Annotated in this window: 12 protein-coding genes and 1 pseudogene; 8 read left to right on the top strand and 5 right to left on the bottom strand. The window is 33.3% G+C overall.

Annotation, left to right across the window (positions count from 1 at the left end; translation table 11 throughout):
* Nucleotides 1-673 (bottom strand): annotated as a pseudogene (locus tag TY19_RS06335) (IS5 family transposase); the annotation flags it as partial.
* A gap of 283 nt (nt 674-956) precedes the next feature.
* Between TY19_RS06335 and corA the strand changes: the two are divergent.
* On the top strand, nt 957-2021 hold the full coding sequence (gene corA / locus TY19_RS06330; RefSeq protein ID WP_042281077.1) for a magnesium/cobalt transporter CorA: 1065 nt from the start codon (nt 957-959) through the stop codon (nt 2019-2021).
* Here corA and TY19_RS06325 read toward each other — a convergent pair.
* From TY19_RS06325 to TY19_RS06315, 3 genes are all read right to left on the bottom strand, one after another.
* Nucleotides 2018-2743, bottom strand: coding sequence for a ComF family protein (locus TY19_RS06325; RefSeq protein ID WP_042281075.1), 726 nt, complete (start codon nt 2741-2743; stop codon nt 2018-2020). The two genes, corA and TY19_RS06325, sit on opposite strands and share 4 nt — an antisense overlap.
* A 2-nt stretch (nt 2744-2745) precedes the next feature.
* A complete protein-coding gene (locus tag TY19_RS06320) occupies nt 2746-3723 on the bottom strand; it encodes a hypothetical protein (RefSeq protein WP_052354823.1) in 978 nt (325 codons plus the stop codon).
* A 72-nt stretch (nt 3724-3795) separates the two neighbouring features.
* Nucleotides 3796-8910 (bottom strand): hypothetical protein, encoded by a 5115-nt coding sequence (locus tag TY19_RS06315; RefSeq protein ID WP_148300645.1) that lies wholly within the window; start codon nt 8908-8910, stop codon nt 3796-3798.
* 214 nt (nt 8911-9124) lie between these two features.
* On the opposite strand from TY19_RS06315, the gene TY19_RS06310 reads away from it, so the two are divergent.
* From TY19_RS06310 to TY19_RS06280, 7 genes are all read left to right on the top strand, one after another.
* A complete protein-coding gene (locus tag TY19_RS06310) occupies nt 9125-9601 on the top strand; it encodes a hypothetical protein (protein ID WP_042281071.1) in 477 nt (158 codons plus the stop codon).
* Nucleotides 9602-9864: 263 nt separating this feature from the next.
* On the top strand, nt 9865-11394 hold the full coding sequence (locus TY19_RS06305) for a Na(+)-transporting NADH-quinone reductase subunit B (RefSeq protein WP_042281070.1): 1530 nt from the start codon (nt 9865-9867) through the stop codon (nt 11392-11394).
* Nucleotides 11381-12313 carry a Na(+)-translocating NADH-quinone reductase subunit C gene (locus TY19_RS06300; protein ID WP_079979250.1) on the top strand — a complete coding sequence of 311 codons (933 nt, stop codon included), beginning with the start codon at nt 11381-11383 and terminating at the stop codon, nt 12311-12313. The genes TY19_RS06305 and TY19_RS06300 overlap by 14 nt, the downstream gene beginning before the upstream one ends.
* Before the next feature lie 9 nt (nt 12314-12322).
* Nucleotides 12323-12958: an NADH:ubiquinone reductase (Na(+)-transporting) subunit D gene (locus TY19_RS06295; protein WP_042281068.1), complete on the top strand. Its 636-nt coding sequence runs from the start codon at nt 12323-12325 to the stop codon at nt 12956-12958.
* A 31-nt stretch (nt 12959-12989) separates the two neighbouring features.
* Nucleotides 12990-13733: an NADH:ubiquinone reductase (Na(+)-transporting) subunit E gene (gene nqrE, locus TY19_RS06290; RefSeq protein ID WP_042281065.1), complete on the top strand. Its 744-nt coding sequence runs from the start codon at nt 12990-12992 to the stop codon at nt 13731-13733.
* Between the two features lie 834 nt (nt 13734-14567).
* Nucleotides 14568-15374: a hypothetical protein gene (locus TY19_RS06285; RefSeq protein ID WP_042281063.1), complete on the top strand. Its 807-nt coding sequence runs from the start codon at nt 14568-14570 to the stop codon at nt 15372-15374.
* The gene (locus TY19_RS06280) at nt 15352-15708 is read left to right on the top strand and encodes a hypothetical protein (RefSeq protein ID WP_042281060.1); all 357 of its coding nucleotides are present in this window, start codon (nt 15352-15354) and stop codon (nt 15706-15708) included. The genes TY19_RS06285 and TY19_RS06280 overlap by 23 nt, the downstream gene beginning before the upstream one ends.
* 452 nt (nt 15709-16160) lie before the next feature.
* Here TY19_RS06280 and TY19_RS06270 read toward each other — a convergent pair whose 3' ends face one another.
* A complete protein-coding gene (locus tag TY19_RS06270) occupies nt 16161-16535 on the bottom strand; it encodes a transposase (RefSeq protein ID WP_052354822.1) in 375 nt (124 codons plus the stop codon).
* Between the last annotated feature and the right edge of the window lie 398 nt (nt 16536-16933).

The raw sequence follows: 16933 nt of genomic DNA, 5'->3' as shown, positions 1-16933 counted from the left end.
GTATTTCTCTTTTTATCTTCCTTGGTCAGAGGATTTTTCTTACTTTTCTTTTTGGGTAAAACCGTTTGAGTATGTATCTTTTGCAAGCCTTGATAACCCGTGTCTACAGCCACCTTTATTCCGGGATGAATTCCTGTCTTTGATTTTTTAAAGAGGCGATAGTCATGGCATTTTCCATTCCCATAGCTTGTACAGATGATTTCTGTCGTCGCTCTGTTGACAATTAACTGAGTCTTCAGAGTGTGTCGTTTCTTCTTGCCTGAATAGTCATGTTTTTGCTTTTTTTTGGCCTTTCAATAGGACTCTCAGTTGCGTCTACTAAAATCACTTCATATTCGACATCGCTTTTTACTAACGCTTTACGGCCAGGTAATTTGAAATGTCCGCTTTTAATCAATGTGTTCTCAACAAAACGAATGTTATAATAACAATTACTTTCACTTACTCCATAAGTGGTAGAAATGTGAAAATAGGTCCGATATTCTCTTAAATATTCCAGAGTCATCAAGATCATATCAGCTGGACAAAGTTTATTTGGACGACCCCCCTTAGACTTCTTTTCTCGGAGAGCTCCTTCTATCATCTCCACCATTTTTTTAAAAGTCTCTAATTTAACCCCTGTTAGACGGCGGAAATCTTCTGGTTTCAAGTTTTTAATGTTCTCAAATCTCATATCACCTCAGATTTTTGGTGATATAATAGCTTAAACGTCATTAAAATTCAGGTTTCAGAAGAACTCCAATATTCATACATACTTATAAACGAACTAAAGATAGACATTAAATGCGTTATCTCTAAAATAAAAGATTCATTTGGTGTCATCAATCAACTCTAGCAAATGTTTGATCATCCATCAAATGTAAGCTAATCATCTAGATTTTGAATTTATATATTTGAAATCATTTAAGTTTTTAAGTTGTTGATCACTTGAATTTTTAGACTTTAGCGAGTGCATTATGTATCGACTATTAAAAAATAGAATTAAAAAAACTGGCCTCTCTCCTGGATCTTTAATTCCAATAGGAGAAAAACCTCCCCACGAAATTAAACTTTCCATCATCGAATATTCTGAATCAGAGTTTATTGAAAAAGAAAACGTATCCATAGAGGAATGTTTAGATCATCTTACGACTCCTAACATGACTTGGATTCAAGTGTTTGGCGTTTATGATCCTGCCAGCATTGCGTCGATTGGCAAACGTTTTGACTTACACGCACTTATCCAAGAAGATATTCTTAATACTTCTCAACGTCCAAAACTCGATATCTACCAAAACCAAGTTTTCATTGTCGCAAGATTTTTAAAATATAATCAACAAGAGCATCAAATCCAAGACGAGCAAATCAGTCTTATTTTTGGAGAAAATTTACTCATTTCTTTTTTAGAGCAAGATAAAGATGTTTTTATTTCTGTTAAAGAAAGACTTCGACAAGGTAACGTTCGCATACGCAAACAAAAAGCAGATTATTTGGCTTATGCTTTGTTAGATACTATTGTGGACCATTATTTCATCGTTTTAGAAAAAATTGATACCAATTTAGATCATTTAGAAGAAGAACTTGTCCGTTCTCCAAAACCCGGTACTTTACAAAGCATTCAGCGAGCTAAACAAGAAATAGCTGTTTTGAAAAGATCTATTTGGCCTATGCGGGAGGTGGTTAATCGTTTTCAACGTATTGAACCTCCGTTAGTCAATACGCATACGCAAATTTTCTTAAAAGATCTTTATGATCATATTATTCAAAATAATGATATCATTGATGGGTTTCGCGATGTAGTCTCAGGAATGTTAGATATTTATTTATCTAACATCAATATTCGCTCAAATGAAATCATGAAAGTTTTGACAATTGTTTCCACAATTTTCGTTCCTTTAACATTTATTTCAAGCATCTATGGAATGAATTTTGATAGCATGCCAGAATTACATTATCCATTTGGATATCCGTTGATCATGTTGTTCATGCTAACTTTGAGCTTATTGATGCTGCATTACTTCCGACAAAAAAAATGGATTTAATCATGAACAGTTGTACGGCAAAAAGTTAGAGCATAAAGAGTTCCAGGAAAACCTTCACTTAAAGCCTCTGCACATTTATGAAGAGTTGTTCCTGTTGTCATGACATCATCGATGAGTAGCACTCTCTTATCCTGAATCTGAAACGTTTTTTTCAACTTGAATACTTGTTTAAGCTGTTTTCTTTGTCCTAAATTCAAAGAGGCTTGCCCGTAATTACCCGAAATCTGTTTAAGGCAATTTAAAAGAGGGATGTGAAGAATTTTTGCCATTTCTTCAGCTAATAAAAAACTTTGATTATATCCTCTTTTTAACCAATGAGAAAAAGACATAGGAACAGGGACTATGATATCAGGCAATGGCCACTTTAATCGATCAAATTGAGTCATTAAAAATGCTGCCATCCCCTTCGCCAAGTGAGGTTGATTTCCATATTTTAATTGTTTGACAAGCGTTTGAGCTGGACCAAAATAATCAAAAGCTGAAGCTTGGCGTAAAAAAAGTGAAGGAAAAGCCTTACATCTTTCACATTTATGCATGAAGGTATTTTTTTTTAAATCAAAACAAATGGGGCATCTTTCTTGGGGATTAATCAATTCTAATAGAGAAGCACAAGCATAGCAAAAAACAGCTTGGCTAGGTTGTAAACTTTCTTTACAATATAAACAGGTAGCGGGAAAAACAAAATGGATCCAGGATTTTTTAATCTCCTGCCACCAATACATTTTTATTCCTCCGCTTGATTCAAAACATGACGATTTTTTCGATAATGATTTAAATCAATTTTTGCAGGATCAAATATTTCTCCTATCCATTCATTATAATTGCTTGCGAGGTAAGAAGAAATAGAATAATAATAGTCTGGGTATTTTTTTTTGATCCATTGATCAATCTTCCAAGCGACCTGCTCTAAATCTTTTTTATAAAATTTTCGTTGCTTAATCAGATCATCCCGTGTCAATTTGCCGGCATCTAAATGAAAAGGGTTTTCTCCAATAAATCCTGTGTTATCGATCACAGAATGATCTCGATCATAAATCCCTTTTTGATACTCTTGCATATACATAGTAAAAATTTTTGAGATAGCTTGTTTTGCCTTTTCTTGGTTTCCTCGTTCTAATAGACTCGTTAGATGATTACCAAGAGTCTCCCCTTTACGTTGAATTAAAAAAGCGACAGAATCTAAATCTACTTTATGAATAATCCCCATTTTATCCTCGAGAGTTACCTTATAATTCAAAAAATTTGTAGGTAATAAATGGAGATAAATTAAACCTGATTCAAGTTTGTTTTGTTGATAGGCAATATCATAACCATTAAACACACTCATCAATTTTTTTTGCTTGCGCTGAAGATAAAGCTGTTTGTAGTGATTAAAAGGTGGTAAGGAAGGAAGAAGTTTTACTAGAAAATGTGGTTTAAAGTTTTTAAATTTAAAAAATTTCAGAACATATTGGTGATCTGCACTAACAAAGGCATAAGACTGAGCTCCTTTGCCAAGATAAGTATATTTTTGATCTAATATAGCTTTCAAAGACTTTTTTTCATGTTCCGATAAATTGGATGTCTTCCAGCAAGGTGTAAAATCTAACTGATGAGTGATATGAGCAATTCGAAAACCATCAGTTAAAGAATTGTAAAAGTAGATTCCAAGAAAGCTGAGAAGGAAAATTAAAAAGACAACAAACCATTTATTTAAAAACATTTATTTTCTCTATTAAATTTTATTTACTTTTGTTTTGAAAAATTATAAACGAAACTTAATTTTATTAAATATTTATTTACTAAACAAAGCTGCAGCTCCTTTTTTTGAAGTTTTTGCTTGCTTTTGCAAAGAATAAGTCGGTTTTTTTAGATTCCCTTGAACAGAGACAGTAAATAATTCAGCAATTTTAAAAATGAGATTATATTGTTTCATTCGAATCAAAATAGATAATTTTCCATCCAAATCTATCCAGGAAGGTCTTTCATGATTAACCAAGTAAAATTTAGATCCTCTTCCTTCGCTATAAACATCTTTAAGTCGAGTCAAATAAAGGCGATTGCCGTACACATTAAAAAAAATTGTTCCGTTCACTGGGTTTAATACCTGTGGATCTAAACCGAGTCTTAAGATGATCTCAGCTGGAATTGCTAAAAGAGGAGTATGAACAACATTTTTAGGTGATGAATTCAGAAAATGACAACGACCTTCGGCTTGCCAAGTTGAGACATCACCTAAGTAACCTTGAAATCCTTCTAAATCTAATCTTTTGACTAACAAAGATTTAAATTTATGTGCAAATGTCACTGTTTGTACTTCTTCTTTTAACAAAGCCGGTTTGAAATTTTTTACAGACAGTTGAGGAAGGCAAAATTGCCACACATTATTTTTATTTTGAAATACTGTTAACTTGGAGCATTGAAAAATACCTGCAGGATCTTCTATGCGGAATTGACTGATTTCTAATTTTTTAGGTTGATAGTTAATGATGGCTTCAACTTGCTTAAAAATAAATCCTTTTAAAATCGCTTCATCAGCAGTTAGTTTCCCTTGAAAATAAAATGACTCTAATAAAGATAGACCTCTTTTTTTATTTAACCAATAATGACCAACCATTTTATACTGAGGGCCCAGCATAAGTTTTTGGATTTTTTTAGATAGATCATAAGTTAGTAAAGGACCGATTAAGTTAAAATTTAAGCCAATTGTTCCTTTTAGAGCAAACCATTGCGAAGAAGGCTCTTCACAAACTTCTACAAGGTTTACATCTAATCCACAAAAATGTCCCTTTATTTTTTGAATATGAAATTCTTTGTTTTTATTTCGATTCCAAGAAATTTTCAAAGGGAAACAAGTCACTTTCTCATCAACGAAAAAACATTCTCCTTGATTAAGCTTTGGCCAAACTGCCGTCCCTTTAATTTGAAATGCACATCTCTCTTGTTGGGTGTCTGCGGAAAATGTCAACAAGCTGTTATCAATGATAAACTGAGTATTTTTTAAATCATATAGCTGGCTATTTAAGAAATAAGCCCCATTTTCTAGATTCACTTGAAATTTTTGACGGGAAGGGCTCATTTTAAAAGTACATTTCCCAACTAAATTGCCTTCTTGCTTACAATTTGATAGCAGTTCTAAACTATTTTCCTCGATAAAATCAGGAAAATGACGATATAAAATGGTAGAAAGTTCTTTCAAAGTCTGAGAAGGAAAAAGAAAATCACATTGTTCGCATGTCCAATCTTTTTTTATTGGATTGAAATAAAGCATTTTAAAATTACATTCAGCCAATTGTCGAAATTGTCGATTCAAGTTGATAGGAAGTTCGTGAATGAAAATTTCATTTTCTTCTAAAAAATCGATCTGAATCGGTCGATTAATTTCAAAAGAACAATTACGAACAGAAAGTGCTCTCGCCGTTCCTTTTAAATATCCCATCATCGAATGACAATATGAGTCAGAAAGAAGATCGAACTTAAGCTTTCCTTTTAGCTGTAACTGTCCTCGAGGGTTCCAATTAATAGCAAAATTTTTACAAATAGACCATTGCTCTATTCGTTCTAAATTAAGCTCTAATAAGTTCACTTGAAGATTTAACAACCCCTTATCAGGAATAAATTCTCCTTCTAAACCCAAAACGGTGGATTCAGAATCATTTAATCCAAAAAAATTAATTTTCCATCTGTCCTCTAATTGTAGAAAATCAACAGATAAATGGATATTATCCCATTGAATTTGATCAATGGTCCATCGCCGGTTTGCTAACTTTCCTGCCAGAAAAGCTTTATGAACTGGACGAGAGATAGAATGTATAGAATTACTTTCTAGTTGATAAGAAAAGCTATTTTCTGACTTATCATAATGCCAACTAAAATCTGCTACCCCTTCGACAGGTCCTAATTGATCTATTTTAGCAATGAAAGAAGCTGGTAAGAAAAACAATCCTGATTTTTTAAATAAACATAAATTTTTTATAAGGGGATGAATTTTAAAATGAGATGCAAACTCAAAAGAAGATAGATGTCCCTCTGATGAAAATTCACATTGAAATTTTTCTGGGTAAATATGACTCAAATGCGATAAATCAGGATTGATAACAATCTGTTTACTCCCCCCTATTGTTTCTCGCGTGATAGCAACTAAACGAGCTAGTTCATCTTGCTCTTTTTTCACACAAATGTCTAAATCAATATCAATATAGGGTTTATTTAAATTTTTTAGAGAGAGATGATGCCCGTTTAAATCGCATTCTTGAACTACTTTTGGCCTTCCAATGAGTAATGTCCCTTGAATATCAGAGAGAGTTAAACAAGATTCAGAATGCAAATAATCTACATCAGCATAAAGTCCTTTTAAAGATAAATTTTCTTTTTCGAAAGGAAAATACCCATCTAGTAAAGCTCCATTAGCTCTTGCAAATAGATGATAATCATTTGGGAAAAATTCAAATTTTAAAAATAATCCTTCCCCTTTCCCTATTAATTCTCCATCAATTCTCATTTTTGTAACAGGGGAAGAAATATGAAGCATTTCTAAAACATGCTGTATTTGAGAAATTTTACCACTGAAAGTCGGACAATGGATTTTTAAACTGAATACTTCTGGAGCTGGATCTTCATAATCTAATGCCAAACAGCCAGCGAATTGAATATCCTGACACTCTCCTTCTAAAGAATGAATATGAATTGTTTGATTTTTAAATAAGACCTTACCTTGGATATTGTCAAAATGTAGCCCAGTATTTTTTTCTAAATAGGTAGCACAGCGAATAGGAAGCATTCCTCGATGATGTAACGACCTGAAATTGAGTTCATGGAAACCTAAAAGTTTTCCGGGGACCGATGAATGTAATTGCTTCGATTCAATTAATAAATTTTCATTTTCAATCACTAATTGATCGATATCATAATTAATTGTCAGAAATTCTTGATCAATAGAACCTTTGACTTCAGCATTTCCTCTTACTTCTACAGAAGCTGGCTTGAATATAAAAGGCGCAATATATTCTTCAAGATTGACATTATGAGCATAAAACCAACCAAGCGGGGCAAATTTCCGTTCGGGATAATCAGCAATTTTTTTTAATTCTCCTCCAAAATGAATAAGCTGCGCATTTTCAGGGTTTTTCTGCCAAATGTTAGCAATGCCTGTTAAATCGACATTTGAAGCTTGTTTCTTGATATCAGCTACAATAGCTAACTGATGATGATTTAAATGATTGTGAATTCCTTGTTTCAAATGTTGAGGAAAAAATTTTGCTAGATCTTGCATTTCTCCATTTAACTTGATTTTAATAAGGTCCTCCTCTTCTCCCCACTCAATATCCATGTCTCCTTGAAGACCTGCAAATTGCAGGGATGCCAAAGCATGAGGAATAAGCCCTTTGACTACTTTTAAATGTGTCTGAATAGACGTCAAAGAAGGAACTTGATCTAAACCTAATAATTGAATATTTCCATTATCAATATGCAATTCGGTATTAATGGTTCGCCATATTTCTGGGACCAAGGGTTGAATAGATCCATTACCTTTTGCATGTTTCAGAGAAAATTCAGCATTAAAATTAGAAAGTTTAAACTTCAAATCATCTACTTGAAAATGGTTAAATTGAATGTTTTCTAGATTTTTTTTAATGAGATGTGCTTCAAGAGTAGCCTGAAAAATCCCACTTTTTAATTCAATATTTGAAAGTTTAGGCCAGTACATACTCAAAATTCTTTGTATGAAACCAAACTCTACATGCGAAAGATTTGTTAACTTAATTTCAATTTTTTTAGGATCTTGAGATAATTCATCCAAAAAAAAATAGACATGACCTTCTTGTTGGCTGGGAGAACGACAAAATAAATCCAGATTGAAATTTAGATGGCGTCGGGAATTTAAATTCGCTTCACCAATGAGATTGAAATCACATTGTTCTTGTTGATAAAGACCATTCGCTTTTAAATCAACAAACATTTTTTCTAAACTATCGATAGAGATACGCCCTAGAATGTGGTTTATAGACCAACTGTCAATCTGCTTTGACTGGTAATTTAAGTGAGCGGGCTTTAAAAACTCAACATGACCAACAGTTGTTAAGGCGTCTTCCTTTTCATTAGAATGACTATTTTTTTCTAGATGTAACCAGGCTCGTTGAATATTTCCTTTTAAATTAGCTGTAATGTCTGTAAACGCTAATTGATCAATATACAAATCTCCTGTTAAATAAGGACGTGAATAAGGAACAAAAATCGCTTCTATTTTTCCGTCTAAAATTCCTGAGCAGACTTGCCAATGATTCAATCCTTTCCATACCGTCTTAGCTAAAGAAAATAAACTAGTCGCCTCAATTTCATGACATTGCAAGTTAATTTGCATGAAATTTGAGTGATTTACAGATTCTAAAATTAAATAGTTATTATTTTTTTCTGAATCTTGAAAATAAGCTTTAACATATCCACCGTCTTTTTGATTGAATGCTAAATCAAATTGCATTTGATGCGTTAATTGAGAAGAGTTCCAAATCAAAGCTCCTTGATTAATCTTCAGATCTGCTTGGAGATTAATCCAGGTTGTTTTTTCAGTCCATGAACGCAATCGAGATAATTGGTTATCTTGTTTTTCTTTTAACCTATAATTTGGTTGATCCAGAGTGATAAAAAAATTAACTTGTCTATTCCAAAGATCTAAATTGTAATCTAAGACCATTTTATCAGCTGAAAACTGATCGTCTTCTGTATGTAACTCAAGCAAAACAATTTGATTTTTATGTAAAATAAATTTTTTAAACTGAAGCGGGGTTTCAAAATAACGCGCAGAATAATTTTGAATCATCCATTTTAAAATGGATGATTCAATCGCTTGATAAAACAAAACTATCCCTACCACACAAGCGACGAATGTAATAAGGCAAACTTTTTTAAACATACTTTAAAACTCAAAAACTTAGGATTTTCCAAAAGGAAAACTTGCGTTCAAGTGATTGAAAAAAAAGATTAGTGTAACTTATTTACCACTAACACTCAATAGAGGTTGATCAAATGCAGGAAACAATTGTTTACAAAAGATAAAAAAATTGAAGGGAAAGATCACATTCCATATTGTTGAATGTAATAGCAAATAGCAACAGCAAAGAAAGCATATGAATTTACCACCAAAAAATCTGGTTATTGGTCCTTACACAGTTTGTCTAAGTTGGAATGAAAATTTACCAGTTATTAAATATCAGGATCGACTTTATCCTCACATCTGGCTTTTAGTGGAAGCATTACCTGAACTTTCAGACCCTCTCCATTTAGTTTCTTTTGCACAACTTTCAAATTTTTTGTGGAAAGGAGGAGAATTTGAATATATTGAATGTATTAAAACATATCAAAATAGTTACAAAGAGCGCATTGAACTCGAACGCGCTCAACCCACTATTTTTTTTGAACATCGCTTAACAGATTATAAAATCTTTGATGTTTCTATCATGCACAAACCTAAAATTGAATCGAATCAACTTGTTTATTTTACTTATCAAGTTTCAACAGGTCTTCCATATAAAGTCATTTGCCCTTTTCCTTATAAATCTACCACCGCAACTATCCACTATCAAATTTTGCCTATTATTGAATAAATTCATCCCAAAAATAAATTTCCCTCATTCAAAAATTTTAACAAATAAGAATTTTTAAAGATTTTTTACGATCTAATATAACACGAAAAACAATCGTTATAATTTTCGTATTGCTGTTCATTATTTTTTTATTTGCAAGATCCAGCTAATTTGATAGCCTGACACAAAGTACAATAGAAGTTTTGAAACTCAAAACACACCAATGTATGCAATCTAAAAACAATTTTTATACTTATATTGTTAAAGATTAGAAGGATGCGCGAATGCTAAGACGACTGTTAGATTATCAACTTTCTTTGACCGAAAAAGGAAAACCCCTACATAAATTACGTCCTTTAATTGAAGCGACAGATACCTTTTTATACGAAGCTCCTTTAAATACGAAGAAAGGACCTCATATCCGCGATGCGGTAGATATTAAGCGTTGGATGATGATCGTCATTTTTTCTCTCATGCCCTGTCTCTTAGTGGCAATTTGGAATACAGGTTTGCAAAATTTCATTTATACAAGTGGTGATTTTAAACTGATGAATGAATATTTATCAGGATCTAATTCTTTACAAGGCTACATAGACTTCGCTTTGAAAGATAATCGTTTTTTAACCATTATCAAAATAGGGCTGATAACATTACTTCCCATTATTTTTATTTCATATGCCGTGGGTGGATTATGTGAAGCTTTATTTGCTATTCTAAGAGGTCATGAAATCACAGAAGGACTTCTAGTCACGGGTATTCTATACGCATTAATTCTTCCTCCTACAATCCCTTATTGGATGGTGGCAGTCGGGGTAGCAGCAGGAGTCATTTTAGGAAAAGAAGTCTTTGGTGGTTCGGGTATGAATATCGTAAATCCCGCTCTGGCTTGCCGAGCTTTTTTATTCTTCACCTTTCCTGGAAAAATGTCCGGTGATGTTTGGGTTGGAACAAATCCTACATTGGTACGTGAAAGTTTACTTAAAATGAATCAAGATGCTCACACAGGAAGTTTAGATGGCTATAGTCAAGCGACACATCTTGCTCGATTTAATGTAACTCCAGAGATCAAACGCATTCATGTAGACGCCATTGCTTCCAAGGATTTAGGAAATCAAGTTCATTCCTTCCCTATCATTGAAAAACAATTTAATCAATGGAAAGAAGTCGGACAACATCAAGCCACTTTAACACAACTCGAATCTGATCAACTTAGGCAATTTGTCACATCCCCTCTTCAGGATGGAGGATTAGGATTAGCATCAGGAAATTATGAAGATGCCTATCATTTTGCCTCCTTAAACTACGGTCTTGGACATAATAGTGACTGGCATTGCTTTTTAGGTGATAAATTAGGTTGCATGGGAGAAACCTCTGTTTTCGCCTGCATTTTAGGAGCTATTCTCCTAATTTGGACAGGAGTAGGTTCTTGGCGTACTATGGTAGGTATGACATTGGGAGCTTTTATGACAGCATTACTCTTTGAATTTGGTACACGTCTATTAGGAGCTGAGGGAGGAGCATGGAATCCAGCTGCTTTTACATTTCCGGCCTATAAACATTTGCTTTTAGGTGGATTAGCTTTTGGGATCGTTTTCATGGCTACAGACCCTGTATCTTCGCCTTCTAGAAAGTTAGCTAAATGGATTTATGGAGCATTTGCTGGAATGATTGCCATTGTCATTCGAACTATTAATCCCGCTTATCCTGAAGGAGTTATGCTAGCGATCTTAATGGCTAACGTATTTGCTCCCTTAATCGATTATTATGTAGTCCAATATGAAAGGAACAGGAGTTTACGACGTGTCAGAGCCTAATCAAAAACCTCGAATGAGCCAAAATCAATATACGCTCATTTTCATGGTTATCTTAAGTTTGGTCTGTGCATTGATCTTGTCAGTACTGGCTAGTTCTTTAAAAGGCCCTCAAGAACTTTCTAAAGAATTAGATCGAAGCAAACAAATGCTTATTGCTGCTCGAATCATTAGCCCTTATGGATATTTTTTAATACAAAACGAGAAAGGTGAATTTCTTCCTGCTAAATTCGTAACAGGAGGAAGTTTAGAACAAATTGATCGCGAAATCATCCCTACTGGAGAACAGATTTTAGAAATTTATAAAAATCGCATTCAACCGTTTTTAACTAATTCTAAAGGGGAAATAACAACTTTCCAAGAAGCTAAAATTGACGAATCTCAATATGTGGCTCAATACCGTAAAACAGGGTACTATAGACAACCATGGAAATTGATTTACAAAATTTTCCCCAACAAAAAAAATTCTAAAGATATAGATGAAAACTCTCCGATTGAAGGTTATGTAATTCCGGTGAACGGAATGGGACTTTGGGATGCAATTTATGGCTATTTAGCCATTAAGCCAGACGGAAATACAGTCATTGGAATTTCTTGGTATGATCAAAAAGAAACTCCTGGTTTAGGGGCAAATATTGCAGATGCTCCTTGGCAAAGCCAATTTCCAGGTAAGCACATTTTTCAAGAAAATGCTGATGGAAAAACAGATTTTCAAACCGCAACACTTGGAATTACGGTTGTTAAAGGAAAAGTCAGCGAAGTTCTGGGAAATTCGCCCAAAGCTTTAAGTGCAGTAGATGGTATGGCTGGAGCCACACTAACCGGTAATGGGGTTACAAACGCATATAAAAATGTCTTAGCAGCTTACAGGCCTTTTTTAATTAAATCTCAAGATAAATTTGCTAAAATTCAATCACAATAGAGGGAATTCATGAACCAGCCCGAACCTCCAGTTTCGAGTTATTTTACCTCACAAATTTGGTCTAGTAACCAAGTTTTAGTAGCTGTTTTGGGAATTTGTTCTGCCTTAGCGATTACCAACCGATTAAGTGTTGCCCTTACGATGGGGCTTTCAGTATCATTTGTCACAGCTTTTTCCTCTCTTTTTGTTTCCTTACTGAGAAAAATTACTCCAGACAGTGTTCGCATGATCGTTCAATTAGCCATTATTTCCGTTTTTGTCATTATTATTGATCAGTTTTTACAAGCTTATTTTTTTGGTATTTCTAAAGTTTTAAGTGTATTTGTTGGATTGATCATTACAAATTGCATTGTGATGGGAAGAACAGAAGGGATGGCGAAAAATGTAGGGCCTTTAGCAGCTTTTTTAGACGGGTTAGGTGCTGGAACAGGTTATGCCATTGTCTTATTCATTATTGCTTTTATTAGAGAGTTATTTGGATTTGGCCAACTATTTGGTTATCAAGTTATTCCTCAATCATGGTATGCCACAGCAGCAAATCCTGACGGCTATGAGAACTTTGTTCTGATGGTTAGTCCTCCGGCAGCTTTTTTTCTGATCGGTGGTCTCATTTACGTATCTAAAAAAATGCAAGGTAATGCTTAATACCATTTATTGAAAAAGAGGAGACTTTATCATGTGGATGGGACCCTACAGCGTGCTAAACCTTTTTGGTTTATTATTACAAGCTGTATTTATTGAGAACTTTTTACTTGTCAATTTCTTAGGAATGTGTACCTACTTAGCCTGCTCTAATAAACTAAAAACAGCTAATGGATTGGGTGTCGCTGTTGTTTTTGTATTGACAGTTTCTGGAGTTTTAAATTGGTTTGTGCATCGTTTTGTGACAGGCCCGGGAGCTTTAACCTGGTTAAGTGCATTCGGAATAGATAGTTCTCAAGTCAATCTCGGTTTTTTGGAGTTTCTACTATTTATCTCTGTGATTGCAGGTTTTACACAAATCCTCGAAATCATTATTGAAAAAGTCTCTCCCGCTCTTTATATGTCGCTTGGACTCTATCTTCCTCTCATTGCAGTCAATTGTGCGATTTTAGGAGCTTGCTTATTTGCAGTGACTCGAGATTATCCTTTTTTCCCTAACCTTATTTACGTCTTCGGTTCAGCTATAGGCTGGTGGCTTGCCATTGCTTTGATTGCAGCTATTCGAGAAAAAATAGCGATATCTAATGTGCTTCCCGAATTAAAAGGAATGGGGATTACTTTTATCATGTCAGGATTAATGTCTATGGCATTTATGGGGTTTACTGGAATCAAGCTTGCTGATCCTTCGCCACCAGAAGCTACTTCTGAACAAACTTTAAAAGAATTGGCGTTATCGGATGATTCTTCCTCTCAGGAAACATTGACGTTAAGCAAATAAGAATTATCTTAAAAAGAGTCCAAAGAATTATTTGTCATTTTTACAAAAAATTGTTTAACTATTCTTTCAAATTATGCCAAAGGCAAAAGTTTTCATCATAAGAGCTACTTTGTAAGTAACGCTTTTTTTAAAGCTTTTTTTAAATAAATTTAGTTTCTTGCTCCGTAATAGACGGAGTGCCGAAAACGCTATGAGATCCAGCCAGAAGCAATTAATAATGCTGCTAGAGGATCTGTTAATTTATCATAAGCTTTTTCAAGCTTTACTGCTTTTAATTTAAATTATTCTCTTCTTTGTGCAATTTCTGGCTAATTATGAACCCCAATTTTTGTTTTTAGCATCTGCTCTACATAATTGAAGTAAATGACTGAGCACTCATTCAAAATAGTTTTCATTCAGGATTCATTTAGGACTGACGTAATGAAATAACTTTTTCCAAATTTTCACGCTTTATTCTTCTGAAAATTTTTTTTCTGATTTATTTTGCTTTTTTTCAGTAAATAGTATGGATTTTTTTATTATGTTAATTTTTTTTGAAACAATTCTGTAAAGTGAAATGCCATTTTAGGATATGCGAAAGTGTAAGTTAGATAAAAAAAATAATTTATATAAAAAAACGGTATTAAATTTTATTATTAAAAAATATTTGATTAATTTAACCTGTTTTTTACAGGTTTTGACTTTATTTTACATAAAGGTAAAATGCTTTTTAAATTAGCTAATTGTTTAAGTTAAAAAACATTTAAACTTCGCTTAAAAAAATGCTTATGGGAATTTTTAAAAAATATATTGCATTTTTAAATTATATATATCTAAGTTAGATTGAGGAAGAATATGATAATCGATCTCTGTGTTAATTTTATTAGCTCAACTATAGAGTTTTGTAAAAATACTCAAATTGATGAGAAAGGTAATTCTCCTTGTCCTGATTCTACAATTACTGCTGCTGCACAGAAACTTTTCAATGACTTAGGCTCTCCACCTTCTTCTTTACTTAAAATGCAATTTTTAACAGATATGTCGATGCAACTTCCTGTTTATCTCAGTTATAAACTTTACAAATTTTATTTTTATCAATCCAAAGAGATTGCTGACTCAAAAGGTTTTGATAATGAACTAGCAATACAACTTGATAAAACTACACGAATTGCTGAAAAAGCCATCCGAGAATATCAAGAATGTATTAAATTAGTGGAAAATGGTATTGGTCGAGAATTATTTAATTTTTTGCCAAATTGGGTCTTGAATAGGGCCTATGGACATGATTTTATAAGCTTAAAAATAATAATCGAACCAGACTCGCTTCCTTTGCCAGATGACTATGCGGATTGTTTACTCAGCCAATTGCCTAAAACGGAATTGGAAAATTTTCGTTTAGTCACTCATAAAGCAAACTACATTGATCTACCATCTGATTCCTGGGCTATCATTGATAGTGAACAAAAAAGGAAAATAATGTTACCAGCTAAAGTTTTTGCAAAAATTCATCACCGGGCTATCGAGGATATATCGCGTTTATTTCATCAATATGCTGATAATCCTTTTTATCAAAATTTAGTTGACAAAGATTTTGAGACATGCGAATTTTTCTTAAGCCATCAAAAAAGGGTAGAAGTGTATGAACAACATCAATTCGAATAATTCCCACTCTTTTTATTCAGAATCTTCGTCGCAACAAGAGCCATTAGAATCTATAAATCCTGTTAAACGTCCTCGTACCAATCAAAAAATTCCTCAAGAAAAGCCTTTTTTGTTAAAGCTAATCGCCATTGCCCAACCTATCTTTAAAGTTTTATTTCAAATATTTGAATTTATCAGCCAATGTGCTTGTTTGTTAACAAAAGGGCTTGTCTCAATAAAAACTAAACTAACAGGAATTGATCTTCATATTCATTTATTTACAGTCGTTAACGTTCAGCAACCTTATTATTCACATATGACACATCATTATTCCGAAAATTCTTTGTCAGTTTAGGCAAAAAAATGATATCTATTCTAAGATAAAATACTGTTTCCTCTATTTTCATCTTTTTGGGGATAAGAAAGAGCATATTATTAGACTGTGATCATTTAATTTTTTAACGCTCATGAGAATAGCGCTTAAATCTTTAAGCATTTTTTCTTTATTTTTATAAACACAACATACTGGAATTGAAAATGTCTTTTGAAATATCGCACTTTTGTTGTTCACTTCCATTAATCGCTTAAATTTTTCTGCTTCTTGAATCCAAGATTCCAATTTGTTGTCTTTATTTTAACGCCAGTTTAACGTAAGAAACCCTCAAAAATATTTTAGGAGCCTAGCAGCTTCATTTCTGGCTTTGAAAAGAACAGTCGAAGCTTGGATGGATTCAAGCAATAATTAGCAAGACCTGCCATCAGATGGCTAAGAAAGTTCCATCGACTTCGGCGCCGATGATGTTTTATCTAACGGCTACTTTTCAACAGATGATTCACACTTTCAATCATAGCCCTCTTTTTTAGCATGAGTTTATCCACTAATGTAATCCATTGATTTTTCATCTTCTTCTTTACTTTTGCGAAAAGATGAATTCCCTTTTGTATTAAAGTATGAGTCAGTTTTTCTGAAATAAACCCTTTAGCCGTGAATGCTTTTCCTTTCATCCCTTCTACTATTTCTGGAATGGATTTACGATCATCGCTATTGCCAGTTATCAACTTAAATGCGATAATCTCTGCATGAGGATTAATCACAAGATGGAGTTTAAACCCAAAGAACCAGCCAACGGTTGTTTTTCCCCATTTAGCGTGGCTCTTTAAAGACACGATGGGAAAAGGCACGTTTGACGCAGGAAAACCGTTAATGCGGTAGAGTCCATCAATAAAATCCCTTCACAGATAGTTTGGTGTTCAATGCTTCAAAGGTGAGTTGAACAAATCTTGAGTACCCAACAAGATGAGGAAATAAATATTTTAAAGTTATTTTTACATGGTTTAAGTAAAAGTGTTTAAATGTTCTGTCATTGGAACGATGAAAGAGAAGCAAAATCGTTAGCACTTTACTTAAAGTTCTTCTAAAAGTTCTTTTGCGGACTTTTCTTTTCGTCTACTCTATTTGTTTTTGGGAACACATTTGGTGAAATTGATTAGAAAAATCATCCACAAGACAAAACAGCTTGATCATCTCTATCTCGTTCATTTTGGCCTCTTTCCTTAGTTATTGTTCTGGAAAACAAAAA

The organism is Candidatus Protochlamydia sp. R18 (assembly GCF_000648255.1).
In the GTDB taxonomy this organism is placed as follows: Bacteria; Chlamydiota; Chlamydiia; order Chlamydiales; family Parachlamydiaceae; genus Protochlamydia; species Protochlamydia amoebophila.
The sequence above is the reverse complement of the archived record's forward strand: the minus strand, read 5'-3'. Positions and strand labels throughout refer to the sequence as shown.

Coding starts and splice junctions, on each gene's coding strand:
- TY19_RS06280 (WP_042281060.1), top strand. CDS start 15,352: ATGAACAACATCAATTCGAATAATTCCCACTCTTTTTATTCAGAATCT.
- TY19_RS06295 (WP_042281068.1), top strand. CDS start 12,323: ATGAACCAGCCCGAACCTCCAGTTTCGAGTTATTTTACCTCACAAATT.
- TY19_RS06315 (WP_148300645.1), bottom strand. CDS start 8,910: ATGTTTAAAAAAGTTTGCCTTATTACATTCGTCGCTTGTGTGGTAGGG.
- TY19_RS06320 (WP_052354823.1), bottom strand. CDS start 3,723: ATGTTTTTAAATAAATGGTTTGTTGTCTTTTTAATTTTCCTTCTCAGC.
- TY19_RS06285 (WP_042281063.1), top strand. CDS start 14,568: ATGATAATCGATCTCTGTGTTAATTTTATTAGCTCAACTATAGAGTTT.
- TY19_RS06325 (WP_042281075.1), bottom strand. CDS start 2,743: ATGTATTGGTGGCAGGAGATTAAAAAATCCTGGATCCATTTTGTTTTT.
- TY19_RS06310 (WP_042281071.1), top strand. CDS start 9,125: ATGAATTTACCACCAAAAAATCTGGTTATTGGTCCTTACACAGTTTGT.
- corA (WP_042281077.1), top strand. CDS start 957: ATGTATCGACTATTAAAAAATAGAATTAAAAAAACTGGCCTCTCTCCT.
- nqrE (WP_042281065.1), top strand. CDS start 12,990: ATGTGGATGGGACCCTACAGCGTGCTAAACCTTTTTGGTTTATTATTA.
- TY19_RS06305 (WP_042281070.1), top strand. CDS start 9,865: ATGCTAAGACGACTGTTAGATTATCAACTTTCTTTGACCGAAAAAGGA.